The 24030-nt window shown below is 58.0% G+C and carries 25 protein-coding genes; 21 read left to right on the top strand and 4 right to left on the bottom strand.

The genetic code is table 11. The annotated features are described in order from the left end of the window. The first annotated feature begins 15 nt into the window (after window positions 1–15). The 14 genes from H7F20_RS04245 to H7F20_RS04180 all read left to right on the top strand — a co-directional run bounded on the left by H7F20_RS04245 (window position 16) and on the right by H7F20_RS04180 (window position 8585). A complete protein-coding gene (locus tag H7F20_RS04245; protein WP_185784876.1) occupies window positions 16–327 on the top strand; it encodes a DUF4286 family protein in 312 nt (103 codons plus the stop codon). Continuing rightward, a complete protein-coding gene (locus H7F20_RS04240; RefSeq protein ID WP_185784875.1) occupies window positions 327–662 on the top strand; it encodes a gamma-glutamylcyclotransferase family protein in 336 nt (111 codons plus the stop codon). The genes H7F20_RS04245 and H7F20_RS04240 overlap by 1 nt, the downstream gene beginning before the upstream one ends. Next, window positions 659–1522, top strand: a complete 864-nt coding sequence (gene rsmA, locus H7F20_RS04235) for a 16S rRNA (adenine(1518)-N(6)/adenine(1519)-N(6))-dimethyltransferase RsmA (RefSeq protein WP_185784874.1) — start codon at window positions 659–661, stop codon at window positions 1520–1522. The genes H7F20_RS04240 and rsmA overlap by 4 nt, the downstream gene beginning before the upstream one ends. Then, entirely contained in the window at window positions 1509–2861 is a 1353-nt protein-coding gene (gene mgtE, locus H7F20_RS04230) for a magnesium transporter (RefSeq protein WP_185784873.1), read from the top strand. The genes rsmA and mgtE overlap by 14 nt, the downstream gene beginning before the upstream one ends. 65 nt (window positions 2862–2926) lie before the next feature. Beyond that, the gene (locus tag H7F20_RS04225; RefSeq protein WP_185784872.1) at window positions 2927–3853 is read left to right on the top strand and encodes a carbon-nitrogen hydrolase family protein; all 927 of its coding nucleotides are present in this window, start codon (window positions 2927–2929) and stop codon (window positions 3851–3853) included. A 130-nt stretch (window positions 3854–3983) separates the two neighbouring features. After that, on the top strand, window positions 3984–4931 hold the full coding sequence (locus tag H7F20_RS04220) for a 2-hydroxyacid dehydrogenase (RefSeq protein ID WP_185784871.1): 948 nt from the start codon (window positions 3984–3986) through the stop codon (window positions 4929–4931). Between the two features lie 28 nt (window positions 4932–4959). After that, window positions 4960–5103 carry a hypothetical protein gene (locus H7F20_RS04215; RefSeq protein ID WP_185784870.1) on the top strand — a complete coding sequence of 48 codons (144 nt, stop codon included), beginning with the start codon at window positions 4960–4962 and terminating at the stop codon, window positions 5101–5103. Window positions 5104–5349: 246 nt separating this feature from the next. Next, complete coding sequence (locus H7F20_RS04210) at window positions 5350–5805, top strand: DUF1801 domain-containing protein (RefSeq protein WP_185784869.1); 456 nt, start codon at window positions 5350–5352, stop codon at window positions 5803–5805. A 5-nt stretch (window positions 5806–5810) separates the two neighbouring features. Then, window positions 5811–6200 (top strand): VOC family protein, encoded by a 390-nt coding sequence (locus tag H7F20_RS04205; protein ID WP_185784868.1) that lies wholly within the window; start codon window positions 5811–5813, stop codon window positions 6198–6200. Between the two features lie 47 nt (window positions 6201–6247). Then, window positions 6248–6649, top strand: a complete 402-nt coding sequence (locus tag H7F20_RS04200) for a TM2 domain-containing protein (protein ID WP_185784867.1) — start codon at window positions 6248–6250, stop codon at window positions 6647–6649. A gap of 86 nt (window positions 6650–6735) precedes the next feature. After that, window positions 6736–7059 (top strand): helix-turn-helix transcriptional regulator, encoded by a 324-nt coding sequence (locus H7F20_RS04195; RefSeq protein WP_185784866.1) that lies wholly within the window; start codon window positions 6736–6738, stop codon window positions 7057–7059. A 67-nt stretch (window positions 7060–7126) separates the two neighbouring features. Then, the gene (locus H7F20_RS04190) at window positions 7127–7639 is read left to right on the top strand and encodes a DUF6428 family protein (RefSeq protein WP_185784865.1); all 513 of its coding nucleotides are present in this window, start codon (window positions 7127–7129) and stop codon (window positions 7637–7639) included. A gap of 9 nt (window positions 7640–7648) precedes the next feature. After that, entirely contained in the window at window positions 7649–8143 is a 495-nt protein-coding gene (locus tag H7F20_RS04185; protein ID WP_185784864.1) for a GNAT family N-acetyltransferase, read from the top strand. Window positions 8144–8162: 19 nt separating this feature from the next. Then, on the top strand, window positions 8163–8585 hold the full coding sequence (locus tag H7F20_RS04180) for an arsenate reductase ArsC (RefSeq protein WP_185784863.1): 423 nt from the start codon (window positions 8163–8165) through the stop codon (window positions 8583–8585). On the opposite strand, the gene H7F20_RS04175 is transcribed toward H7F20_RS04180, so the two are convergent. The 3 genes from H7F20_RS04175 to H7F20_RS04165 form a co-directional block, all read right to left on the bottom strand. Next, window positions 8542–10398, bottom strand: coding sequence for a lysophospholipid acyltransferase family protein (locus H7F20_RS04175; RefSeq protein ID WP_185784862.1), 1857 nt, complete (start codon window positions 10396–10398; stop codon window positions 8542–8544). The two genes, H7F20_RS04180 and H7F20_RS04175, sit on opposite strands and share 44 nt — an antisense overlap. Before the next feature lie 81 nt (window positions 10399–10479). Beyond that, window positions 10480–11730 (bottom strand): aspartate kinase, encoded by a 1251-nt coding sequence (locus tag H7F20_RS04170; protein ID WP_185784861.1) that lies wholly within the window; start codon window positions 11728–11730, stop codon window positions 10480–10482. Beyond that, window positions 11717–12205 carry a GNAT family N-acetyltransferase gene (locus tag H7F20_RS04165; protein ID WP_185784860.1) on the bottom strand — a complete coding sequence of 163 codons (489 nt, stop codon included), beginning with the start codon at window positions 12203–12205 and terminating at the stop codon, window positions 11717–11719. The genes H7F20_RS04170 and H7F20_RS04165 overlap by 14 nt, the downstream gene beginning before the upstream one ends. Window positions 12206–12319: 114 nt before the next feature. Here H7F20_RS04165 and fbp point away from each other — a divergent pair, with 114 nt between their 5' ends. Next, window positions 12320–13327 (top strand): class 1 fructose-bisphosphatase, encoded by a 1008-nt coding sequence (gene fbp / locus H7F20_RS04160; protein WP_185784859.1) that lies wholly within the window; start codon window positions 12320–12322, stop codon window positions 13325–13327. 3 nt (window positions 13328–13330) lie between these two features. On the opposite strand, the gene H7F20_RS04155 is transcribed toward fbp, so the two are convergent. Beyond that, window positions 13331–13759, bottom strand: coding sequence for a TerB family tellurite resistance protein (locus tag H7F20_RS04155; RefSeq protein WP_185784858.1), 429 nt, complete (start codon window positions 13757–13759; stop codon window positions 13331–13333). A 158-nt stretch (window positions 13760–13917) separates the two neighbouring features. On the opposite strand from H7F20_RS04155, the gene H7F20_RS04150 reads away from it, so the two are divergent. From H7F20_RS04150 to mfd, 6 genes are read left to right on the top strand one after another with little or no spacing between them, the layout of a single operon-like run. Next, window positions 13918–14931 (top strand): ligase-associated DNA damage response exonuclease, encoded by a 1014-nt coding sequence (locus tag H7F20_RS04150; protein WP_185784857.1) that lies wholly within the window; start codon window positions 13918–13920, stop codon window positions 14929–14931. Then, a complete protein-coding gene (locus H7F20_RS04145; protein ID WP_185784856.1) occupies window positions 14928–16538 on the top strand; it encodes an ATP-dependent DNA ligase in 1611 nt (536 codons plus the stop codon). The genes H7F20_RS04150 and H7F20_RS04145 overlap by 4 nt, the downstream gene beginning before the upstream one ends. A gap of 2 nt (window positions 16539–16540) precedes the next feature. Continuing rightward, window positions 16541–19027, top strand: coding sequence for a ligase-associated DNA damage response DEXH box helicase (locus H7F20_RS04140; RefSeq protein WP_185784855.1), 2487 nt, complete (start codon window positions 16541–16543; stop codon window positions 19025–19027). Window positions 19028–19073: 46 nt separating this feature from the next. After that, entirely contained in the window at window positions 19074–19733 is a 660-nt protein-coding gene (gene pdeM, locus H7F20_RS04135; RefSeq protein WP_185784854.1) for a ligase-associated DNA damage response endonuclease PdeM, read from the top strand. A gap of 22 nt (window positions 19734–19755) precedes the next feature. Further along, a complete protein-coding gene (locus H7F20_RS04130) occupies window positions 19756–20583 on the top strand; it encodes a tryptophan-rich sensory protein (RefSeq protein ID WP_185784853.1) in 828 nt (275 codons plus the stop codon). Between the two features lie 49 nt (window positions 20584–20632). After that, a complete protein-coding gene (gene mfd / locus H7F20_RS04125) occupies window positions 20633–23998 on the top strand; it encodes a transcription-repair coupling factor (protein WP_185784852.1) in 3366 nt (1121 codons plus the stop codon). The last annotated feature ends 32 nt before the right edge of the window (window positions 23999–24030 follow it).

Genomic DNA, 24030 nt, shown 5'->3' with positions numbered 1-24030 from the left:
CCAATTCCCACACACATGATCATATACAACGTTACCATCAATGTAGAGGACGGCATCCACGCCGAATGGCTGCAGTGGATGCAGGCTATACATATACCGGACGTACTGGCTACAGGGCATTTCCGCAATGCGCGGATCTGCCGGGTGCTGGTCGAGGAGGAGCTGGGGGGAACCACCTACTCGGTGCAGTACGAGGCGCCTGACCGGGCGTCTCTCGACTCCTACTACCGGGAACACGCAGGCCGGTTGCGGGAACTGGTCGCCGACCGGTACGGCGACCGGCTGGTCGCTTTCCGGACGGAACTGGAAATCATCAGCGAGCACTGATGCCGGCCCCCAAAGAATACCTGTTTGTCTACGGCACCCTGACGGACCCGCACATCAGCGAGCAGGTTTTCGGGGGACTCCCCCCCTACACCCGGGACAGCCTGGAAGGTTTTGAAAAACTGGAAGCCTCCGTTGCCGGGCAATACCCCGAAGTGATCCCTTGCGGAAAGGAAGGTACTGCCGTTGCGGGGATGCTGCTGGAAGTAAGCCAGGAAGAGCTCCGCAGGGCGGACCTGTATGAAACCGACCTGTATTATCGCAAAATCCTTTCGTTGAAATCCGGGCGACAGGCATGGGTCTACCTGGCCGCCCGCAATAAAGCCAACACGGGATGAGCAATCGGAAAAACAAGCGGAAAGCTTCCGGCAGGAAAGGGGAGACCCAGCGCAATACGGGGGTAAGCGCCAAAAAACACCTCGGGCAGCATTTCCTTACGGATACCTCGGTTGCGGCGCGCATTGCCGCTACCCTGGACCCTGACGGCCCGACGCACGTGCTGGAAATCGGCCCGGGCACCGGGGTACTCACCAATTTTTTGCTGGAACGTCCCATCGACCTCGTGGCCGTGGAACTCGACAAAGAATCCGTCCGCTACCTGGAGGAGGTTTTTTCCCCCCGACTCGCTGGCCAAACCAGCCCCCACCTGTCCTTCCGTGTCGTGCATGCAGATTTCCTGAAACTGGACCTCCGGGAGGTGTTCCCGGGGAAGGAGTTTTCGGTAACGGGAAATTTCCCCTACAATATTTCCACCCAGATCGTTTTCCGGGTCCTGGAACACCGGCAGCGCATCCCGGAATTCTGCGGCATGTTCCAGCGGGAGGTGGCCCAACGGATCTGTGCGGGTCCCGGAAGCAAAACCTACGGGATCCTGTCGGTGCTCACCCAGGCCTATTACGATGCGGAATACTGCTTTACCGTACCCCCGGAAGTCTTTGACCCGCCCCCGAAGGTTGCCTCCGGTGTACTGCATTTGCGCTACCGCGCCGGGGAGGAAATCGACTGGGACCACAACCGCTTGGCCCACCTGGTGAAAACCGCCTTCAACCAGCGCCGCAAAACGCTCCGAAACAGCCTTAAAAGCCTGCCTGTCCCCGATTATCTCAAAGAAGATGCTATCTTTGACCGGCGTCCCGAACAACTTACGGTACGGGAATTTACCGCCCTCTCAAAGCGCATCTGGGATGACACCATTTAAACTCACCGACGAGCTGATCGCCGAAATCGAACAGCTGATCGAAAACCGTCAGAACGATTCCCTCCGTTCCATGATGGAAGAGGTGCACTATGCAGATGTCGCCGAGATCATCAACGAACTGAATGAGGACGAGGCCACCTACCTGATCAAACTGCTCGACAGCGAGAAGACCTCGGATGTCCTTACCGAACTGGACGAGGATGTGCGGGAGGCGATCCTGAGCAACCTCTCCTCCCGGGAAATCGCCGGGGAACTCGAGGAACTGGACACGGACGACGCAGCCGACATCGTCGCCGAGCTGCCCAAGGAAATCGTGCAGGAGGTCATCTCCAAGATCTCGGACCGGGACCACGCCCGTCACATCGTGGACCTGCTCCGCTACGATGAAAATTCGGCGGGCGGGCTCATGGCCAAGGAGCTGGTAAAGGTGTACGACAACTGGAGCGTATTAACCTGCGTGAAAGAGATGCGGCACCAGGCCGAAAACGTCACCCGCGTCCACTCCATTTACGTGGTGAACGACCAGGACATCCTGATCGGCCGGTTATCCCTGAAGGACCTGCTCACCGCCTCGACGCGGTCGCCCATCCGCGACGTGTATATCTCTCAGGTAGACTCGGTGAACGTGAACGAAAAGCCGGAAGAGGTGGCCAAGATCATGTCCAAATACGACCTGGAGGCAATCCCCGTGGTGGACGAAATCGGCCGGCTGGTGGGACGTATCACCATTGACGATATCGTGGACGTGATCCGGGAGGAAGCCGACAAAGACTACCAGATGGCCGCGGGTATTTCCCAGGACGTGGAGGCAGACGACAGCATCTGGGACCTTACCCGGGCCCGCCTGCCCTGGTTGTTCCTTGGGCTGATCGGCGGGCTGGGGGCTGCTGCCATCATGGGCGGCTTTGAGGAAATGATTGCCCGCCACGCCATCCTATTTTTCTTTACCCCCCTGATCGCGGCCATGGCCGGGAACGTCGGGGTGCAGTCCAGCGCCATCATCGTGCAGGGCCTTGCAAATGACGACCTCAAGGGCAGCATCGGGAACCGGCTGGTCAAGGAAATGCTGCTGGCCATGCTCAATGGTTTTATCCTCGCGGTGGTCCTGCTGCTTTTTACCTGGGTCTGGAAAGGCAACTTCCCGACAGCCCTGGCCATCTCCATCTCCCTGATCACCGTCATCGTGGTCGCGGGGATCATCGGGACGTTTATCCCCTTGTTCCTGCACAAGCGGGGGATCGACCCGGCGATTGCAACAGGCCCGTTTATCACTACCAGCAACGATATCTTCGGCATCCTGATCTACTTCTGGATTGCCAGGGTGGTCCTGGGCATATAAGCCTGAAGATTCCCCGCGGATTTCCCTAACTTTGGGTGAAACCCGTCCCCGGAATCCCCTTCAATATGAACATACAAGTAGCGGTCATACAGGAAAGCCCCGTGTTCTTCGACAAGGAGGCCTGCCTGGCCAATATCGAAAGTATCACTGCGGAACATACCGCCCGGGGCTGCCAGCTGATCCTGTTCCCGGAGTCCTTTGTGCCGGGGTACCCCAGGGGGTTTACCTTTGGTGCCCGGGTGGGGAGCCGCACAGCCGAAGGCAGGGAACTCTATGCGGAATACCACCGCCAGAGTGTGGACCTGGAAGGGCCGGACCGCGGATTTCTGGAAAAGGTGGCCCGGGACCACGGGGTTTACCTGGCCGTGGGGATTACCGAAAAATCTAGCCGGCACGGCAGCCTGTATTGTTCCCTGGCTTACTTCTCCCCCTACAACGGCCTGATGGGCGTCCACCGTAAGATCAAGCCCACCGGGACAGAACGCATCGTATGGGCCGAGGGGGACGCGACCACCCTATGCGCGTTTGATACACCCATCGGAAGGCTGGGAGGCCTAATCTGCTGGGAAAACTACATGCCCCTGGCCCGGCAGTCCATGTACCGGAAAGGGGTGCAGGTTTACCTGGCACCCACGGCAGACGCCCGTCCCGGCTGGACGGATACGATGCGACACATCGCCCTCGAGGGCAGGTGCTTTGTCCTGGGCTGCAACCAGTTTACCTCCCGGGACCAACTCCCCGCTGCTTTCCGGGACCTGGAAGCGAATGAAGACGGATACGACTGTCCCGGCGGCAGCGTCATCGTTTCCCCCCAGGGGGAACTCCTTGCCGGCCCGCTCTGGGACCAGGCCGGGGTGTTGACGGCTTCCCTGGACCTGGAAGCGGTGACCCGCAGCAAACTGGATTTTGACCCGAACGGGCATTACAGCAGGAGCGATATGTTCCGCTTTGAGGTACCCGGCCAGCCCGAAATCAAAACGGACAACCCATGAAACCCGCCATCCTGTAGAGGGCGGAATACCCGGAATACCCGGAAAGCTGTTTCGCCCGGGCGCGCCTCGCAATTCCCTGAAATCTTCTGTATCTTGGTCACCTGCCTGACCAGCCGAAATGACCAATAACATGAAGAAAGTACTGCACCTGGACGAAAACCACCCTTTGCTCGAAGAGGGCCTTGCACAAATGGGATTTCAGAATGACCGGGACTATACGGGCTCCCGGGAGGAGGTGATGGACAAAATCTCCGGGTACCACGGCATCATTATCCGCAGCCGCATCCCGATAGACCGGGAATTCCTCGAAAAGGCGGTTAACCTCGAATTTATCGGGCGCGTGGGTGCAGGTCTGGAGAATATCGATACACAGGCGGCCCGGAAACAGGACGTTTTCCTGGCGGCCGCCCCGGAAGGGAACCGGAATGCGGTGGGGGAGCATACCCTCGGGATGCTGCTTGCCCTGATGAACAAAATGCACACGGCTGACGCCGAGGTGCGGCAGGGGACCTGGAGGCGGGAGGCGAACCGGGGGGTCGAACTCGACGGGAAAACCGTGGGGATTATCGGGTACGGCAATATGGGGAAGGCCTTTGCCCGGAAACTGCGGGGTTTTGATGTACAGACCATTTGCTACGATATCGTGGGAGGCGTTGGCAACGACGATGCGCGGCAAGTGGGGATTATGGAATTCAGGCAGCACGCCGATGTGGTCAGCCTCCATGTACCGGAAACCCCGGATACGGTCGGGATGGTCAATGCAGCATTCCTGAATGCCTTCCACAACCCCATCTGGCTCCTCAACACGGCCCGCGGCAAGTGCGTGCAGACCGGGGACCTGGTGGACGCCCTCAAAAGCGGCAAGGTGCTGGGCGCTGGCCTCGATGTCCTTGAATACGAGAAGTCCTCCTTCGAATCGCTTTTTGGCAAAGGGGAAATGCCGGAGGCCATGCGACAGCTGATCGCAGCCCCCAATGTCCTGTTCAGCCCCCACGTGGCGGGGTGGACCGTCGAAAGCAAGGAAAAGCTGGCGGCCACCGTGGTGGCGAAAATCAGGGCGCACTACAACGGCCGCTAGAATCCCTCATATTTTTTTCCTTTCCGCTATGTGGCGGACCATCCGGATATTCTCTGCTCTGGCCGTGGCCATCTTCCTCCTGCTGGTGAAGCTGGATGTCCGGCGGCGCACCCAGCTGATGGAAAAAGCGCGTGCCCTGAACCTGATCCCCAAGCCGTATCCCCCGGTATGAGGGATAAAGCTAAAATTGGTACTTTAGTATGAACGCCCGCCATGCCCTATGTTCTACATTCGGACTCACTGAAAACGACCAGCCATGAAAAAAATAATCATCAGCCTGATCTCGGGCCTTGCACTGAAACGGAAACCCGCGGCAGTTGCCTTGTGGTCCTGGCAGGAACTTATTTAAGCCTCCCGGAAGGCGATGAATCCGCCACGGCCGGTTGCGTATTTTTAAATGAACCCTGAATAAAAACCCATGCAGTACCAGGCAAATACACCGGACGATTACATTTCACAACTGCCCGGGGACCGGAAAGGCCCGGTCGAAAAGTTGCGGCAGGTCATCCGGAAAAACCTGCCGACGGGGTTCGAGGAAACCATCAGCTACGGGATGATCGGCTATGTGGTGCCCCACGCCCGCTATCCGGACGGCTACCATTGCGACCCACAGCTCCCCCTGCCGTTTATCAACCTGGCCAGCCAGAAGAATTATATCGCGGTCTACCACAACGGCATGTATGCGGACCCGGAGCTGCAGCAGTGGTTCGTGGAGGCTTACAAGGGGCTGGGGCTTGGCAAACCCGATATGGGCAAGAGCTGTATCCGCTTTAAAAAACCCGAAAAAATCCCCTATGACCTGATCGGGCAATTGTGCGGGAAAATGCAGATGGACGACTGGATCGAACTTTATGAACAAGCAATAAAAAAGTAACTGGTATGGAAAAGCGCGTAACCGGCCTTGGAGGTTTTTTCTTCAAGACCAAAGACCCCGACAGGATCAGGGAATGGTACGGGAAGCACCTGGGGCTGCCCACGGATGCCTACGGGTGTACGTTCTGGTGGAAAGACAAAGAAGGCCAAGACTGCAGTACCCAATGGAGCCCGTTTAAGGAGGATACCGAATACTTCGAGCCCAGTGAAAAGCCCTTTATGATGAATTTCAGGGTGGAAAACCTCAAAGAGCTCCTTGCGGTACTCCGGGAGGAAGGCGTGGAGGTCGTGGGCGAAATGGAGGAATACGACTACGGCAAATTCGGATGGATCCTGGACCCGGAAGGCAACAAAATCGAGCTCTGGGAACCAGTGGATAAGGCATTTCAGGATTAGGGAATAATTTCCTACATTGGTGATACAAACCACCAATAAACAGAACGATGTCAGACGACAAAAAAGATTTCGGGGATAAGGCCCGGGAAGCCGGCGAGGACGCCAAAAAAGCAGCCGGGGATTTCAAGAGTGAAGCCAAGAAAACAGCCGAGGAGTTCAAGGAAGGCCTCAATAGCGCCGGGGGCGAAAACAAGAAGATCCTGGCCGGGATACTGGCCATTGTCCTGGGTTCCCTGGGCGTTCACAAATTCATACTCGGATACCAGAAAGAGGGGATCATCCTGCTGGTGGTCACCGTCATCGGCATGGTGCTGTCCTGTATCGGGGTAGGCATCTTCGTGGTATGGGCCACCGGCCTGATTGGGTTGATCGAAGGCATTATCTACCTGACCAAAAGCGATGAGGAATTCTACAACACCTACCAGGTTGGCAAAAAACCCTGGTTCTGACACATAAAGCCGGAATTTTTGACTCCGGCTTTTATTTTTATCTTTATTATCGTAATATTGCGATATATAATTTTAAAAGCATTTATATGGGCGTTTCCAAAACACAGCTCTTCGACACCCGCCAGAACGAACTGGCCCAGGTAGCCCGGGTACTCGCACATCCGGCACGCGTGGCCATCCTGCAGCATATCAGCCGGCAGGATTCCTGCATCTGCAGCGACCTCGTCGAGGAGACCGGCCTGGCCCAGGCGACCATATCGCAACACCTGGCCGAAATCAAAAAAATCGGGCTGCTCCGGGGGGATTTCCAGGGCAGGAACCTGTGCTACTGCATCGACAAGGACCGTTGGGATGAGATACAGGGCTTGTTCGACACATTTTTCACCCGCATCGGCCAACAGTGTTGCTGATGCCCTTCCCTCCCAACGTGAAAGCCATAAACCAGATACCTAAAATCCGATATCCAAAACCGAAACGATGAAAACATCCGAATTCCTCGAACTCCTCCAAAAACACCCTGGTCGCATGCTGAATTTTGAATATGCACCGGGAAAGCGGCTCCGGCCGGATTACCACATCACCGAAGTCAAAAACATCCATATCGACGCTACCGATTGCGGAGGCCGCTCCGATTCCTGGAAGGAAACCGTTATCCAGCTCTGGGAAAACCCGGTACCGGAACCTGCAGATCGTTCCATCACCGCCAAAAAGGCCCTGGCCATCCTCGGGCGGGTGGCACAAAAGCAACCCCTGCTGATGGACAGCCTGGTGAAATTTGAATACGGGAACGCGGACTTCCACGCCGCCCAACTCCACGTGGCCGGGGAACGCCTGGAGGGGGAGAACCTGGTGGTCCTGCTCAGTCCCGTCCCGACACAGTGCAAGGCCAGCGATATCTGCGGGGTACCCGTAACCGCCAAGCGGACTGCAGGGGAAACACCGGAAGCCGTTGAAGCCGCCGGTTGCACACCCGGCACCGGATGTTGTTGAACCCAGGCCATGCAGATCCGTCCCATGACCCCGGAAGACTGGCACGAAGTGGCACGAATCTATGCCGAAGGCATAGGGACCGGGGTGGCCACCTTTGAAACCCGTGTACCCACCTATGAAGCCTGGGATTCGGCCCACCTGCCCGAATGCAGGCTGGTTGCCCAGGCCAAAGACGGGCAGCTCGCGGGATGGGCAGCCCTCTCCCCGGTTTCCGGGCGCTGTGTATACGGTGGCGTGGCAGAACTCAGCGTCTATGTCAGTTCCCGCCACCGGGGAAGCGGCACCGGCAAAGCGCTGCTCGCAGCCCTCATCCCGGAGAGTGAAGCCCGGGGCATCTGGACGCTGCAGTCCGGGGTATTCCCCGAGAATTCCGCAAGTATCCGGCTGCACGAATCCTGCGGTTTCCGCCGCCTGGGATACCGGGAAAAAATTGCCCGAAGGAACGGCGTCTGGAAAGACAACATCCTGTTTGAACGCAGGAGCCGCACCGTGGGAATCGATTAAAAACCTGAAAATAAAAGAAATGAAAAACGTGCTTGTATTATGTACCGGTAACTCCTGCAGGAGCCAGATGGCCCATGGCTACCTGGAGGCCCTGCAACCCGCCCCGGTGGCAAAAATCTACAGTGCCGGGATAGAAACCCACGGGCTGAACCCCGGTGCGGTTCAGATCATGGCCGAGGACGGGATTGATATCTCCGGGCATACCTCCAACCATGTGGACGAATATTCCGGTATTTCCTGGGATTACATCATTACGGTCTGTGACCACGCGCGGGAGCACTGCCCCTATATTCCGGCACCCGGTGCCATCCGGTTGCACCACAATTTTCAGGACCCGTCAAAAGTCTCAGGCAGCGAGGAAGAAAAGCGCCGGGCATTCCGGGAAACCCGGGATGAAATCAAAGCGTACTGCCGCGATTTTGTTCGCCGTGAACTCCTGTAGCCAGGTCCCCGTTGCCGCCTTCGGCCAGCCTGCGCTCCAGTTCTGCCTGGAACTCCTCCATCACCGGCTTGACCGTATCCTCAGGCAGGTCCGCTATTTTAATGTACATCAGCCCGTCCACGGAATTGTTGAAAAGGGGGTCCACGTTAAAGGCCACGACTTTGGCGTTCTGCTTGATGTATTTTTTGATCAGGACCGGCAGGCGTAGGCTGCCCGGTTCCACTTCCTCGATCAGCTTGTCGAACTTGTTCAGGTCGGCCTCGGTTTCGTCAAAGACAAATTCCTTGTCCGCATCGCTGAGCTTTACCTTGAATTCCTTCTTGGGCCGGATATACTGGGCCACATAGGGGTCCCAGTAATTCGACTTCATAAATTCAATCATCAGGGATTTTGAGAAATTGGAAAACTGGTTGCTGATGCTCACCCCGCCGATCAGGTATTTGTGCTCCGGGAACCGCAGGGTGGTATGCACAATCCCTTTCCATAAAAGGAAAAGGGGCATGGGTTTCTGTTGGTATTCCTTGACGATGTAGGCCCGCCCCATTTCGATGGACTGGCGCATCATCCCAAAGAGTTCCGGCTCAAAGCGGAACAGGTCCTGCAGGTAGAACCCGTCGATGCCGTACTGCTTGAAAATCTCAGAGCCCATCCCCATCCTGTAAGCCCCCACGATGGTCTTTTCCTGATCGTCCCAGAGGAAGAGGTGGTGGTAATAATCATCGAAACGGTCCAGGTCAATGGACTTGTTGGTCCCCTCCCCGATGGCCCGGAAGGTGACTTCCCGCTGCCGGCCGATTTCCTGCAGGATAAACGGCATGTCTTTTTTCTGGGCGAGGAAAACCTCGTAATTCCGGCTCTGCAGCAGGCGGCAGTTCTTTTCCCGAAGTTTTCCGATCTCCCCCTGTATGACCTCGCTGCGCACCGCGTCGGCAATCCGTCTGGGCGGCTTCGGTATTTTCAGGCTACCCGGGATCTGGTCGATCAGGCGTTCCCGTTCATAGGCATTGGCCAGCAGATAGGTCTTCCGTCTGAGCAGGTCCGCGAACTCCTCCAGGGTTTCCTGTTCCTTCTGCGCCGCTACCTGAATGGGCTGCCCGATACGCACCTTGATGCTGCGGTTGCGCTGGGTGGTCAGTTCCGACGGGAGTTTAGCGGTGCGGAAGATATCGTTGATCCGGGAGAGGTAATAGAACATCCGGCTGTTGCGGGCGTGGAAATAAATGGGTACCACGGGGACCTCTGCCCGTCGGATCAGTTTGAGGGCCGCTTCTTCCCAGGGTTTGTCCACAAAATGCTGTCCTTCCTTATAGGTGGATACCTCGCCTGCCGGGAAGATCCCCAAAGGGTGCCCGCCGCCGAGGTGCTCCATGGACCGCTTGAATCCGGCGATGGAGCTTTTGGCGTCCTTGTGGTTTTCAAAGGGGTTGACCGGCATGATATAGGGCGCCAGGGGCTCGATGCGCTGCAGCAGGAAATTGGCAATGATCTTGTAATCGGAGCGGTGTTGCAACAGGAGTTTCAACAGCAATACCCCGTCGATGCCCCCCAGGGGGTGGTTGCTGATGGTGATAAAGGCCCCTTCCTTGGGGAGGCGCCTGAAATCTTCTTCCGGGATTTCAAAATCGATCTCGTAGTGCTCCAGGATCCGGTCCAGGAATTCCATGCCCCCGAGGTGGCGGTGCCGCTTGTAAAAGCGGTTGATGCTGCTGATACGGGTGACCTGCATCAGGAACCAGCCCATCATGGTCCCCAGAAAACCATACCGGTCCAGGTGGATGGCTTTGGATACTTCCTTGGCGGTCACTAAACTCATATCGCGTCCTTGCTAGAGGATAAAGATAGAAAAATGGCGACGCCCAGCCGGCCCGAACCCGTATTTTTGAAATTCCCGGGCCTACTTGACCACCAGCTGCACCGTTTCCTTGCTGCGCTGCTCCAGGAGCACTTCCCGCCCGTCCTGCAGGGACCGGATGGCATCGGCATTGAAATGCCGGATGGTATACAGGGACACATTTTCGTGGTGCACCACCTTGAACCTTCCCTTGAGATGCTGCAGCAATTCCGGCAGGCGGCCGAATTTGTTATCCACGCAGACAGAGAAGCTGATGGCCGAATTCTGGATCATGTCCACCTTCATCCGGTAATCGTGCAGCAACTTGAAAAGGTCGCCGATACTGTCCTCCACGATAAAGGAAAAATCCAGGGAGGAAAGGCGCATGAGCACCTGGTCTTTCTTGACGATGAAGCAGGGCACCTGGGGCTCAATTCCCTGGCCCTTGCCAACGGTCGTGCCCGGATCGGAGGGCTTCAGGAAGGACTTCACATGCAGGGGTATTTCCTTCCGCTGCAAGGGCTGCAGCGTCTTGGGGTGGATAACCGACGCCCCGTAAAAGGCCAGCTCGATCGCCTCCCGATAGGAGATGCGGTTCAGCAGGCTCGCCTTCTCGAAATAGCGGGGGTCCGCGTTGAGGACCCCGGGGACGTCCTTCCAGATGGTTACCGACCGCGCATTAAGGCAGTAGGCGATGATCGCCGCCGTATAATCCGATCCCTCCCGGCCCAGGGTGGTGGTGAAGTTATTGTCGTCGCTCCCCAGGAAACCCTGGGTAATAAAGAGCTCCTTCCCCGGGGACAGGGAGGAGATGGCCTCCTGGGTCCGCTCCCACTGAACGTTCACGTCCCGGTAATTGGAGTCGGTCTTGATGTATTTCCGAATATCCAGCCAGGTGTTCGCCACGCCGTTGTCTGTGAGATAGGCACTTACCAGGGTGGTGGACAGCAATTCGCCGTACCCCACCACCTGGTCATAGACAAACCCGTATTTGGGAGACTTGTTCCAGGCCAGGAACCCGCGGACCTCTTCAAAAAGGCCGCGCATCCTCCCATGCACCGGGTGGCCGTCTGCGGGGAATAATTTTCGGGCAATGGCGTCGTGGTAGGAAACCACCTCATCCAGGGCCCCGGCAACAGCCGGTTTGTCGTCAAAATAGGCCTTTACCACCGCCTCCATGGCATTGGTGGTCTTCCCCATGGCGGAAACCACGAGGAAGGTATTTTCGGTACCTGTCTGCGACAGGACGTTCAACAGGTTTCGGACCCCTTCCGCATCCTTGACGGAGGCGCCCCCGAACTTAAATACTCTCATACTCCTTCAGATAGGCTGCAATACCGGCTGCGTCCAGTTGCACGACATCCCAGTCCCTGAGGACCCGGGCGCCCCGCGATTCATAGAAGCCGATGGCAGGTTCGTTCCAGTCCAGTACCTCCCAGCAAACCCGCCTGACCCCTGCGTCGGCCGCGTGCCGGATGACCCGGGTTAGCAGGGCACTGCCCACGCCTTTGCCCCGGGCGGCCTCGGTGACGATCAGGTCTTCCAGGTGGATTGCCGGGCCTTTCCAGGTGGAATACCTGGGGTACACCAGCGCCATCCCCTCGATGCGGTCGCCGGAAACCGCCACAAAGCATTGGAATTTCGGGTTTTGGCCAAAACCGTCTTCCCGGAGTTGGTCTTCGGTTACTTCCACCGCCTCGGGTTCCCGCTCAAATTCGGCGAGTTCCCGGATGAGCCGGTGGACGTCTTTCATGTCTGCTTCCCTGGCGGGTCGGATACTGATTTCCATAGTTGTTACAAATAGAACACAAAGTTATAAATCTTCAAAACTCCTGAGGTGCGAAATCGATATAGTTTCACAAAATAAGCGATATTTGTGGGCACAAACACCTCACAAGAGCGGATGCAGAAGAAAAACAAGACCCTGGGTGAATTCATCATCGAAAACCAGACCGAATTCCAGTACTCGACCGGTGAATTGTCCAAACTCATCAACGCGATCCGACTGGCGGCCAAAGTGGTGAACCACGAGGTCAACAAGGCCGGCCTGGTCGATATCCTGGGGGCCGCGGGGGAGACCAACATCCAGGGGGAGAACCAGCAGAAGCTCGACGTGCTGGCCAATGAAAAATTCAAGCAAACCCTGCAGAACCGGGAGATCGTCTGCGGCATTGCCTCGGAGGAAGAAGACGAATTTATCCCCATCAATTCCCAGGATGAGCAGCACCAGAACAAATACGTGGTCCTGATCGACCCCCTGGACGGTTCCTCCAACATCGATGTGAATGTCTCGGTAGGCACCATCTTCTCCATCTACCGCCGGATCACCCCGATCGGTTCCCCGGTTACCCTCGCGGATTTCCTGCAGCCCGGGGTCAACCAGGTTGCAGCCGGGTACATCATTTACGGCACCTCCACCATGCTGGTCTACACCACGGGCCACGGTGTCAACGGGTTTACCCTGAACCCGGCCATCGGCACGTTTTACCTGTCCCACCCCAACATGCAGTTCCCGGACACCGGGACTATCTATTCAGTCAATGAGGGGAATTATATCCATTTCCCCCAGGGGGTGAAGGACTATATCAAATATTGCCAGATGGAAGAAGAAGACAGGCCCTATACCTCCCGCTACATCGGCTCCCTGGTATCGGATTTTCACCGCAACATGATCAAGGGGGGCATTTACATGTATCCGAAAAGCAGCAAGGCCAGCAACGGGAAACTCCGCCTCCTCTACGAGTGCAACCCCATTGCTTTCCTGGCCGAACAGGCCGGAGGCAAGGCTTCGGACGGGTATGGGCGGATCCTGGAAATCCAGCCGGGAGAATTGCACCAGCGGGTTCCCTTCTTTTGCGGGAGCCGGAAAATGGTGGAAAAAGCGGAATCCTTTATGGCGCGCTACGCCTGACCCCTATCCTTTTTTCTCAATCAGCATCAGGTAATCCTCAAACGGGATCCTTCCGCGGAAAATCTCAATGGAGCGGTTGAGAACCTCTTCGGCCTTTTTGGAGCTGAAGCCTATGCCAATGGCGTATTTCCGGACCAGGTCGCGTTCCTCTTCGTCGATATCGTGGTCCGAAAAGATGATCCGGAAAAAATCGAACAACCGCTCATAGCGCTTCTCCATTTCGAAGGGGGCCTCGATCGGGTACTTGTTCTCCTTTTTCATCACCTCCTTGTATTCGGCGTCCGTGATGTTGAGTTTGTTGGCAAATCGGTCCAGGATTTCCTTTTCCGACGGGTTTACCGCACCGTCCACGGCCGCAAGGGAGGCTATGGCTGCAAAATGGGCCAGGTTGCGGCGCTTCTCGGAGTGGTTGTATAGGTCTAGAATGGGCATAGTCTGCACAGGGTTTATCCCTGCAAATATATTCCTTTTTCGAGGGAATTACCACCGAATCCCGCCATATTCCGGCCCGGGACGCCGAGACGGCCGGCACCCCCGGATACCGGATGGGGGATCGGCCAATAAAGAGAATTCCGTAACTTCACCGGGCTATGGAAAAACCCCTGCTGGAATTTACGGACAAGGGCATTTACTGTCCGCCCGCGGACGTTTACCTGGACCCATGGCGTCCCGTAAAACGCGCGTTGATCTCCCACGGGCATGCCGATCACAGCCGCCCGGGCCACCAGGAGTATATCACCCATCACAGGAACGTCCCCATTATCCGGCACCGCCTTGGAAACATCCGGGTCAGCGGGCGTGACTGGGGAGAGGTAACTACGGTCAACGGGGTGCGCTTCAGCTTCCACCCGGCCGGCCATATTATCGGCTCCTCCCAGATCCGCGCAGAATACAGAGGGGAGGTCTGGGTATTTTCGGGCGATTACAAATCGGAGGACGACGGGCTGGCAACCCCTTTTGAACCGGTCCGCTGCCACAGTTTCATTACGGAATGCACCTTCGGGCTGCCCGCCTTTAAATGGCGCCCCCAACAGGAGGTGCTAAACGATATCAACACCTGGTGGCGGGCCAACCGGGAAGCCGGCAAAACCTCCGTTCTGCTCGCCTACTCCCTGGGAAAAGCACAACGCCTCCTCCGCGGGCTGGACCCCGGGATCGGCACGATCTATACCCACGGGGCCATCGAGAACATGACAGAAGTCCTCCGCCCACTGGCGGAATTCCCGGCGACGGTCCGCATTACCCCCGATACCTCCCGGGAAGCGATAAACGGAAACCTGGTCCTGGCCCCTCCCAGCGCCCATGGCAGCGCCTGGATCCGGAGGATGGTCCCGTACGAAATTGCCGCAGCCAGCGGCTGGATGGCTTTCCGTGGGGCCCGGAGGCGGAGGGCCGTGGACCGGGGTTTTGTACTTAGTGACCACTGCGACTGGCAGGGGCTCGTTGAGAGTATCGAGGCTACCGGGGCCGAGCGCATCATTTGTACCCACGGGTACGCAGATATCTTCTCGAGATTCCTCAGCGAAAAAGGGTACGATGCCCGGACGGCGGAGACCCAGTACGAGGGGGAAACCTCGGAAAACGATACACAGGAGGGCCCATGAACGAATTCGCCGAACTCATAAGGACCCTGGATGCCACCAACAAGACCAATGCCAAGGTGGCAGCGCTGAGTGCCTACTTCCGGGACGCCCCGGATGCGGATAAGGTATGGACCATCGCCATCCTTTCCCACCGCCGGCCGCCCCGACCCGTGAATACGCGCCTGCTCCGCGAATGGGCGTCCGAACTGGCCGGAATCCCCCTCTGGCTTTTTGAGGAGAGCTACCATATCGTGGGGGACCTGGCCGAAACCATTGCCCTGGTCATCCCCCGGACCGGTGGGGAGGAATCCCACAACCGCTCCCTGCAGGACTACCTCCTGGACATGATCTACCTCAAGGACAGGGAGGAACATGAAAAAAAGGCCTACCTCACCGAACACTGGCAAAAGCTGGGTTATTACGAGCGGTTTGTGCTGACCAAGCTGATGACGGGCGGCTTTCGCATCGGCATCAGCCAGAAACTGATGACCAGGGCCCTATCCCAGGCAACCGGCGTGGAAGAAGACCTGCTTGCCTTCCGGCTGATGGGCAACTGGGACCCGGCCGCCAGCAGCTTCCGCCAACTGGTCCTGGAGGAACAGGAGTCCGAAAACCAGTCCCGGCCCTACCCGTTCTACCTGGCCTATGCCATCGAGGAAACACCCGAGGCGCTCGGTGCCCCCGGGGACTGGCTGATGGAACACAAATGGGATGGCATCCGCGCACAGCTGATTGTCCGAAGTGGCACCATGTTCCTGTGGAGCCGGGGGGAGGAACTCATCACGGAAAGCTACCCGGAATTTGCCCCCCTGGCCGAAACGCTGCCGGATGGCACGGTCCTGGACGGGGAAATCCTGCCCTTTCCGAAAGGGAAGGTGGGTACCTTCAACGACCTGCAGAAACGCCTCGGCCGCAAAAAGGTAGGGGCTGCCCTGCTCCGGAAGGTCCCGGTCATCCTCCGCGCCTATGACCTGCTCGAATGGGAGGGACGCGACCTGCGCGAACAACCTTTTGAGGCGAGGCGCGCCTTGCTGGACCCGCTCATCGAGCCCCTGGCTGCGGACCCGGGGATGCCCATAGACCTTTCACTTACCCTGGAAGTCGGCAGCTGGGAAGCGGCCCACCGGGAGCGGGGGGAATCCCGGGAAAGGCGGAGCGAAGGCCTGATGCTCAAACGGAAGGACTCCGCGTACGGGGTAGGCCGCAAAAAAGGGGATTGGTGGAAGTGGAAGGTAGACCCGCTCACCGTGGATGCCGTGCTCACCTATGCCATGCGCGGCCATGGCAGGCGCAGCAACCTCTTTACCGATTACACCTTTGCGCTCTGGGAGGAAAAGGAAAATGGGGAAAGGGAACTGGTTACTTTTGCCAAGGCGTATTCGGGCCTGACGGATGCCGAATTCCGGCAGGTAGATGCCTGGATCAAGAAAAACACCCTGGAGCGGTTCGGGCCGGTGCGCTCGGTTACCCCCGAGCACGTATTCGAAATTGCCTTCGAGGGCATCGCGCGCTCCAAACGGCACAAGAGCGGGTTTGCCACCCGTTTCCCCCGGATCGTGCGCTGGCGGAAGGACAAACCGATCTCGGAGGCCAACACGCTCCGGGAACTCGAAAACATGATCCCCTAACCATGGCCCCAACCCCGAAAAATCCAAATGCCCTGATGGGAGTTGCCGTCGATTGGTTCGAGCGGCAGGGCTGGGAACCCTTCCCCTTCCAGCAGAAAACCTGGAAGGCCTTCCTGGAGGGACGCCACGGGTTGCTCAACGCCCCCACGGGGAGCGGGAAGACCTATGCGCTCTGGTTTCCCATTTTGCTGCACCATATGCAACAACAGCCAAATTTCAGGAAACAGCACAAAAAGGGCCTGAAAGCCCTGTGGATCACCCCCCTGCGTGCCCTCTCCAGGGAGATCCAGCAATCGGCCGAACGGATCACCAGGGACCTGGAAATCCCTTTCGAGGTCGGGATCCGGACCGGGGACACCTCCAATGCAGAGCGCGCCAGGCAGCGCAAGACATTGCCGGACCTGCTGATCACCACGCCCGAAAGCCTGCAGCTTTTGCTGGCTACCAAGGGGTATCACCAGCTGTTCCGGGATTGCTATGCGATCGTGGTGGACGAATGGCACGAATTGCTCGGCAGCAAGCGGGGGGTGCAGATGGAACTCGCGCTCTCCCGCCTGAAGACCATCTGCCCCCACCTGCGGATCTGGGGCATTTCGGCCACCATCGGGAACCTGGAGCAGGCCCGGCAGGTGCTGCTTGGGCCGGATTCGGAGGCGCTGGTGAATTCCGTGCTTATCCGGGCCGCCCTGGACAAGAAGATCACGGTGAAAAGCATCATCCCGGAAACCATGGAGACCTTTCCCTGGAGGGGACACCTGGGGCTCCACCTGCTGGAGCACGTCATCCCCATCATCCAGGCCAGTAAAACCACCCTGCTCTTTACCAACACCCGCGGGCAATGCGAGATCTGGTTCCAGAAGATCCTGGAAAAACACCCGGAACTCGCCGGGGACATCGCCATGCACCACGGCAGTATCGACAAGGAGACCCGGAACTGGGTGGAGCAGGCCATCCGGAACGAAAGCCTACGGGCAGTGGTCTGTACCTCCAGCCTTGACCTGGGCGTGGATTTTGCCCCGGTGGAAACCGTGGTACAAATCGGGGGCCCCAAGGGGGTTGCCCGATTTTTGCAGCGGGCGGGGCGCAGCGGCCACCGCCCGGGACGCGAGAGCGTTATCTACTTCCTGCCCACCCATGCCATGGAGCTGATCGAGGCTTCCGCCCTCCAACAGGCGGTTCGGGAGCAGGCGGTGGAGGACCGCATCCCCTACCTGGGCAGTTACGACGTGTTGGTACAGTACCTGACCACCCTGGCCGTTTCGGACGGGTTCCGCCCGGAGGAGATCTACCGGGAAGTCAGCCGGACCTTCTGCTACCAGGCCATGAGCCGTGAGGAGTGGGAATGGCTGCTGAATTTCCTGGTCATGGGCAGCCAGAGCCTGGCCACCTATGACGAGTATAAAAAGGTAGAAGTGCTGCCCGACGGGTTGTTCAGGGTGACCAACCGGGGGGTGGCCATGCGGCACCGGTTCCAGATCGGCACTATTGTGGGGGACGCCCATATGACGGTCAAATACCAGAAAGGGGGGTATATCGGCACCATTGAGGAATGGTTCATCTCCCAACTGAAACCCGGGGACGTATTCACCTTTGCAGGGCGCAACCTAGAGTTCATCCGGATCCGGGAAATGGTGGCCCAGGTCCGGAATTCCAGCAAGAAAACCTCCCGGGTACCCAGCTGGATGGGCGGGCGGCTGACCCTGTCGAGCGAGATGTCCAAATTGCTCCGGGAAGAACTCTATTCCCATGCGCTGCCCGGAGGGCAGCAATCCCTTGAAATTCAATCCCTGGCCCCGCTTTTTGAGCGGCAGAAACTGGAGAGCATCGTCCCCGGGCCCGACCAGTTCCTGATCGAGACCTTCCAAAGCCGGGAGGGATTCCACCACCTGTTCTACCCCTTCGAGGGCCGCTTTGTCCACGAAGCCATGGCCAGCCTGCTGAGCTATCGCATCAGCCTGTTGTCGCCCATCACCTTTTCCCTGGCCTACAACGACTATGGGTTTGAGTTGCTGTCCGACCGGGAAATGGATATTCAGATGATCCTGGACAACGATCTCTTCAGCGCGGAGTACCTCCTGGACGACCTGCAGAAAAGCCTGAATGCCACGGAAATGGCCCGGCGGAAATTCCGGGACATCGCCGTGATCAGCGGCCTGGTCTTTTCCGGGTACCCCAAAAAAGGGATCAAGATGAAACACCTGCAGAGCAATTCCCAATTGCTATTTGAAGTCTTCAGGGATTATGAGCCCGACCACCTCCTCTTCCGGCAGGCCTTCCGCGAAACCTTTGAACACCAGCTAGAGGAGGGGCGCCTGCGCTTGGCCCTGGAACGCATCTCCCGACAGGAAATCGTATGGAAGGCCTGCGAAAGGTTTACCCCTTTTTCCTTCCCGATCATCACAGACCGGCTGCGGGAAAAACTCTCCAGTGAAAAACTGGCCGACCGGATCAGGCGGATGACCCGCATCCTGACCCGAGGAGGGCGATGACCGGACCCGTATAGGATTTTACCGGCTAATGGGTATCTTTGGGCACATGACGCACTCCCTGGATCTTGCCGGCGAATCCGTGGAATTCCACCCCTGGGGCGGCCTGTACTGGCCGGCGCAATCCACCCTCCTGCTCAGCGACCTGCACCTGGGCAAGGTGATGCATTTCCGGAAATACGGGGCAGCGGTCCCCAGGGAAGCCCTGCTCCGGAATTTTGACCGCCTCAGCAGGATTTGTACGCAATTCCAGCCAAGGACCCTGTGTTTCCTCGGGGACCTGTTCCACTCCCACGTGAACCGGGAATGGGACCTGTTCGAAAAGTGGGCGCGGGAAACCGGGTCGCGCCTGCAACTCATTGTGGGCAACCACGACATCATTTCGCCCCTGCGCTATGAAGCCCTCGGTTTTGAATTGTTCCAACATCTGGAAACCGGGCCCTTCCGGCTCACCCACCACCCGGAAAAATCCCCCGGCCGTTTCAATATTGCAGGGCATATCCACCCGGCCGTTCGCCTTGGAGGTGCCGGTCGCCAGACCCTGCGCCTGCCCTGCTTCCACCTGAGGGCCAACCAACTGATCCTCCCCGCATTCGGCGCTTTCACGGGCACCCATGCCCTGGACCCGGAACCCGGGGACCAGTTCTTTGCGCTGACCGGGGACGCCGTGGTGCCCCTGGCCGTGGAACAAACAGGGCCCACCCCATAAACACACCCGTTAAAAATTGCCTATGGACAAGACCTTATCCTACCTGAACCTGTTGTCGGTATTTCTGGTACTGGGGGTGAACGGCGCTTCCCAATCCGGTGCCTGGCCCTATCCCACCGTCGGGGAAATCAGCCGGAAATTCGACACCCTTTTTACCCCGGCCGGCTATGCCTTCTCCATCTGGGGGCTGATTTTCCTAGGGTTGCTGGGGTTTGCCGGTTACAGCATTTACCGGAGCCACCGCTACAGCCAGGGGAACGAATACATCGCCCGGTCAGCCCCCTGGTTTATCGGGGCCAATATCCTGAATGCCGCCTGGGTGGTGGTATTCACCCGGGAATGGATCGGGACCTCCCTGCTGATCATGTTTGCCCTCCTGGCCTGCCTCATCGCAATCATCCGCCGCCTGAACATGGAGCGCTGGGATGCGCCCATCGGCACCATCGCCTATGTGTGGTGGCCGATATGCCTCTACTCCAGCTGGATTTCAGTTGCGGCCATTGCCAATGCCGCCCTTTACCTCAATTACATGGGTTGGGACGGATGGGGATTGGGCGCGATCAACTGGACCGTGGCCCTGATACTGGTGGCCATCGCCCTGAACGTTTTTATGGTGCTTAGCCGCAACATGCGGGAATTTGCCCTGGTCGGGGCCTGGGCGCTGCTGGCGATTGCGGTACGCCACCGGGAGGCATCCGGGTTCCTGCTCTACACGCCCCTGGCGGGTACCGCCCTGCTCGGGATCCTCGCAGCATGGCACGGTTTCCGGAACCGCGCGACCAACCCCATGGAGAAATTCAGGCAGCGCTTTACCCACGGAAACCGGAAAAACCAGTCAAACACGCTCTAAAAATTGGCTGCTTGCATCCGGGCCCCTATTTTTGCACAAAAATTTGCCTTTGAGTCTGGAAACGATCCGCGAGGGATTCAGACAGGCCCCTTTTTTCGGGGACCTGCAGACAGCTATTGCCCGTGATGGGGCAACGGTGGCCTTGGACGGCCTTTCCGGCTCCTCCCTTTCCTTTGCCGTTGCGGAAACCTTCCTGGCCCAGCAGCGCCCCTGCCTGGTGCTGATGGCCGACAAGGAAGAAGCCGCCTATGTCCTGAACGACCTGGAAGAACTCCTCGGGCAGGGGGATGTCCTCTTCTACCCGGGCAGCTACCGGCGCCCCTATGAAATAGCCGAAACCGACAATGCCAATGTGCTGCTGCGAGCCGAAGTTCTGAGCAGGATCAGTTCCCGGAAAAAGCCGGCCCTGATTGTCAGCTACCCCGACGCAATTTTCGAAAAGGTGGTCACCCGCAAGGAACTCAAACGCAATACCCTCAAGGTGCGACTCGGCGATAACCTCTCCCTGGATTTCCTGAACGAAACCCTTTTTGAATACCATTTCAAGCGGGTGGATTTTGTCACCGAGCCCGGGGAATTTTCCGTCCGTGGCGGGATCGTGGATGTGTTCTCCTTTTCCCACGACGAACCCTATCGGCTGGAATTTTTCGGGGATGATGTGGACAGTATCCGCACCTTTGATGTGGAAACCCAGCTTTCCACGGCCCGGCATAAAAAGATCACCCTGGTGCCCAACGTAGCCGACAAGATCGTCCACGAGGCCCGGGAGAGTTTCCTGAAATATATCTCCGGGGAGACCCTGCTGGTGGTCCGGCAACCGGAGCTGTGCTTTTCCAAACTGGACCAGCTTTTCAAAAAAGCGGGCGAGGCCTTCGAAGGCCTGGGCGAGGAGCTGGCCCATGCCAAACCGGGGGACCTGTTTTTGAACGGAAAGGATTTCCGGGAAGAAATGGCCCATTTCCGGGTAGTTGCCCTGGACGGGAAGGACCCTGCCCTGTTTAAGGACCCCCTGAAACTCAGCGTTTCCGTAAAGCCCCAACCGGCCTTCAACAAGCAGTTTGACAGGCTCCGGGATACCCTGGCGGAAAACCACGGGAAAGGGATGCGGAACTACCTGTTCTGCTCCTCCGAACAGCAGGCCAGGCGCTTCCATGATATTTTTGAGGAAATCGGCCGGGATGTCCCCTATACCACCCTGGTCATGCCGCTTTACCAGGGCTTCCAGTCGGAAGAACTGGGCCTGAGCTGTTATACGGACCACCAGCTGTTTGAGCGCTACCACCGCTTCCACCTCCGCAACGGGTACGCCAAAAAACAGGCCATCACGCTACAGGAACTGAACAAGCTGGAAATCGGGGACTACGTTACCCATATCGACCACGGCATCGGTAAATTCGGCGGCCTGCAGAAAATCGACGTGGAGGGGAAGCAGCAGGAGGCCATCAAACTCGTTTACGGCGACCGGGACATCCTCTATGTAAGCATCCACTCCCTCCACAAAATTGCCAAATACAATGGCAAGGACGGGACCGTCCCGAAAATTTACAAGCTCGGCTCGGCCGCGTGGAAGAAACTCAAGGCCAAAACCAAGTCCCGCGTCAAGAAAATCGCCTTCGACCTGATCCAGGTATACGCGAAGCGCCGGATGAAGAAAGGGTTCCGGTATGCCCCTGACAGCTACCTGCAGCACGAACTGGAAGCGTCCTTTATCTACGAAGACACCCCGGACCAGAGCACGGCGACCGAAGCGGTAAAAGCGGACATGGAAAGCGAGCGACCCATGGACCGGCTGGTTTGCGGGGACGTCGGGTTTGGCAAGACGGAGGTCGCCATCCGCGCCGCCTTCAAGGCAGTGGATAACGGCAAGCAGGTAGCCGTCCTCGTGCCCACGACCATCCTGGCCTTCCAGCACTTCCGGACCTTCAGCGAACGCCTGGCGGACATGCCGGTGACCGTCAACTACCTCAACCGGTTCCGCAGCACCAGGGAGCGGCGGTCGCTCCTGGAAAACCTGGCCGAGGGGAAACTGGACATCGTCATCGGTACCCATCAGCTTGTCGGGAAGCAGGTAAAATTCAAGGACCTCGGGCTGCTCATCGTGGACGAGGAACAGAAATTCGGGGTGTCGGTGAAGGACAAGCTCAAAAGCCTCAAGGAACATATAGACGTGCTGACCCTGACCGCGACACCCATCCCGCGGACCTTGCAGTTCAGCCTGATGGCCGCCAGGGACCTCTCGGTAATCAACACGCCTCCTCCCAACCGCTACCCCATCGAAAGCCGGGTAATCCGCTTCGGGGAGGAAGACATCCGGGATGCGATCCGGTACGAGATCCAGCGGGGCGGGCAGGTGTTCTTTGTACATAACCGGATTGAGAACATCGCCGAGGTTGCCGGCATGCTCCAGCGGCTCGTCCCCGATGCGCGGATCGGGATCGGGCACGGGCAGATGGAGGGGAAAAAGCTCGAGGCCCTGATGCTCGATTTTATGAACGGGGAATTCGACGTGCTGGTCTCCACCACCATCATCGAGAGCGGCCTGGATGTCCCCAATGCCAATACCATCCTGATCAACAACGCCAACAATTTCGGGCTTAGCGACCTGCACCAGATGCGCGGTCGCGTGGGGCGAAGCAACAAAAAGGCCTTTTGCTACTTCATTACGCCCCCCCTGGAGGTGATGACGCCGGAGGCTCGCAAGCGCATGGAGGCACTGGAGCAGTATACCGAATTGGGCAGCGGTTTCAACATTGCGATGAAGGACCTGGAAATCCGCGGGGCCGGCGACCTGCTGGGCGGGGAGCAAAGCGGCTTCATCAATGAAATCGGCTTTGAAACCTACCAGAAGATCCTGGCAGAGGCCATCGATGAGCTCAAGGAAAACGAATTCAGGGATCTGTACGCCGACCAGACCAAAAACAAACGCCGGTATGTCAGGGAGTGCCAGATAGACACGGATTTTGAACTGCTCTTCCCGGATGATTATATCAACAATGTATCCGAGCGCCTCAGCCTGTACACCGAATTGAACGACGCCTCGGACGACGAGGCGCTCGACGCCTTCCGCTCCAGGCTGGCTGACCGTTTCGGGCCGTTGCCGGAGCAGGCGGAAGCGCTGCTTCGGTCCGTGCGCCTGAAGTGGATGGCGACGGCCATGGGATTGGAGAAACTGGTGATGAAAAAAGGCAAACTCGTGGGCTACTTTATCGCCGACCAACAATCGGATTACTACCAAAGCCCGGAATTCACCCGTATCCTGCAGTATGTACAGTCCCATCCGGGAAGCGGCCGGCTCCGGGAGAAACAAACCCGGAACGGCCTCAGACTGCTGCTGGTATTCGAACGGGTCACTTCGGTCCGGGAAGCGACAGAGGCGCTGGAGCCCCTGGCAGGGCAGGCGGTGCCCCAGGCCTGAAATCCAGCGATTACGGGCCGGAGATGTCCGGC

The organism is Robiginitalea sp. SC105 (assembly GCF_014243345.1).
Lineage (GTDB): Bacteria > Bacteroidota > Bacteroidia > Flavobacteriales > Flavobacteriaceae > Robiginitalea.
The sequence above is the reverse complement of the archived record's forward strand: the minus strand, read 5'-3'. Positions and strand labels throughout refer to the sequence as shown.

Bases quoted from the DNA above. Each gene is read 5' to 3' on its own strand.
- H7F20_RS04225 (WP_185784872.1), top strand. From the start codon at position 2,927: ATGAACATACAAGTAGCGGTCATACAGGAAAGCCCCGTGTTCTTCGAC.
- H7F20_RS04200 (WP_185784867.1), top strand. From the start codon at position 6,248: ATGTCAGACGACAAAAAAGATTTCGGGGATAAGGCCCGGGAAGCCGGC.
- H7F20_RS04130 (WP_185784853.1), top strand. From the start codon at position 19,756: ATGGACAAGACCTTATCCTACCTGAACCTGTTGTCGGTATTTCTGGTA.
- H7F20_RS04220 (WP_185784871.1), top strand. From the start codon at position 3,984: ATGAAGAAAGTACTGCACCTGGACGAAAACCACCCTTTGCTCGAAGAG.
- H7F20_RS04240 (WP_185784875.1), top strand. From the start codon at position 327: ATGCCGGCCCCCAAAGAATACCTGTTTGTCTACGGCACCCTGACGGAC.
- H7F20_RS04175 (WP_185784862.1), bottom strand. From the start codon at position 10,398: ATGAGTTTAGTGACCGCCAAGGAAGTATCCAAAGCCATCCACCTGGAC.
- H7F20_RS04215 (WP_185784870.1), top strand. From the start codon at position 4,960: ATGTGGCGGACCATCCGGATATTCTCTGCTCTGGCCGTGGCCATCTTC.
- H7F20_RS04155 (WP_185784858.1), bottom strand. From the start codon at position 13,759: ATGCCCATTCTAGACCTATACAACCACTCCGAGAAGCGCCGCAACCTG.
- H7F20_RS04180 (WP_185784863.1), top strand. From the start codon at position 8,163: ATGAAAAACGTGCTTGTATTATGTACCGGTAACTCCTGCAGGAGCCAG.
- H7F20_RS04195 (WP_185784866.1), top strand. From the start codon at position 6,736: ATGGGCGTTTCCAAAACACAGCTCTTCGACACCCGCCAGAACGAACTG.
- mgtE (WP_185784873.1), top strand. From the start codon at position 1,509: ATGACACCATTTAAACTCACCGACGAGCTGATCGCCGAAATCGAACAG.
- H7F20_RS04190 (WP_185784865.1), top strand. From the start codon at position 7,127: ATGAAAACATCCGAATTCCTCGAACTCCTCCAAAAACACCCTGGTCGC.
- H7F20_RS04140 (WP_185784855.1), top strand. From the start codon at position 16,541: ATGGCCCCAACCCCGAAAAATCCAAATGCCCTGATGGGAGTTGCCGTC.
- rsmA (WP_185784874.1), top strand. From the start codon at position 659: ATGAGCAATCGGAAAAACAAGCGGAAAGCTTCCGGCAGGAAAGGGGAG.
- H7F20_RS04170 (WP_185784861.1), bottom strand. From the start codon at position 11,730: ATGAGAGTATTTAAGTTCGGGGGCGCCTCCGTCAAGGATGCGGAAGGG.
- H7F20_RS04210 (WP_185784869.1), top strand. From the start codon at position 5,350: ATGCAGTACCAGGCAAATACACCGGACGATTACATTTCACAACTGCCC.
- pdeM (WP_185784854.1), top strand. From the start codon at position 19,074: ATGACGCACTCCCTGGATCTTGCCGGCGAATCCGTGGAATTCCACCCC.
- H7F20_RS04150 (WP_185784857.1), top strand. From the start codon at position 13,918: ATGGAAAAACCCCTGCTGGAATTTACGGACAAGGGCATTTACTGTCCG.
- H7F20_RS04165 (WP_185784860.1), bottom strand. From the start codon at position 12,205: ATGGAAATCAGTATCCGACCCGCCAGGGAAGCAGACATGAAAGACGTC.
- H7F20_RS04245 (WP_185784876.1), top strand. From the start codon at position 16: ATGATCATATACAACGTTACCATCAATGTAGAGGACGGCATCCACGCC.
- fbp (WP_185784859.1), top strand. From the start codon at position 12,320: ATGCAGAAGAAAAACAAGACCCTGGGTGAATTCATCATCGAAAACCAG.
- H7F20_RS04145 (WP_185784856.1), top strand. From the start codon at position 14,928: ATGAACGAATTCGCCGAACTCATAAGGACCCTGGATGCCACCAACAAG.
- H7F20_RS04205 (WP_185784868.1), top strand. From the start codon at position 5,811: ATGGAAAAGCGCGTAACCGGCCTTGGAGGTTTTTTCTTCAAGACCAAA.
- H7F20_RS04185 (WP_185784864.1), top strand. From the start codon at position 7,649: ATGCAGATCCGTCCCATGACCCCGGAAGACTGGCACGAAGTGGCACGA.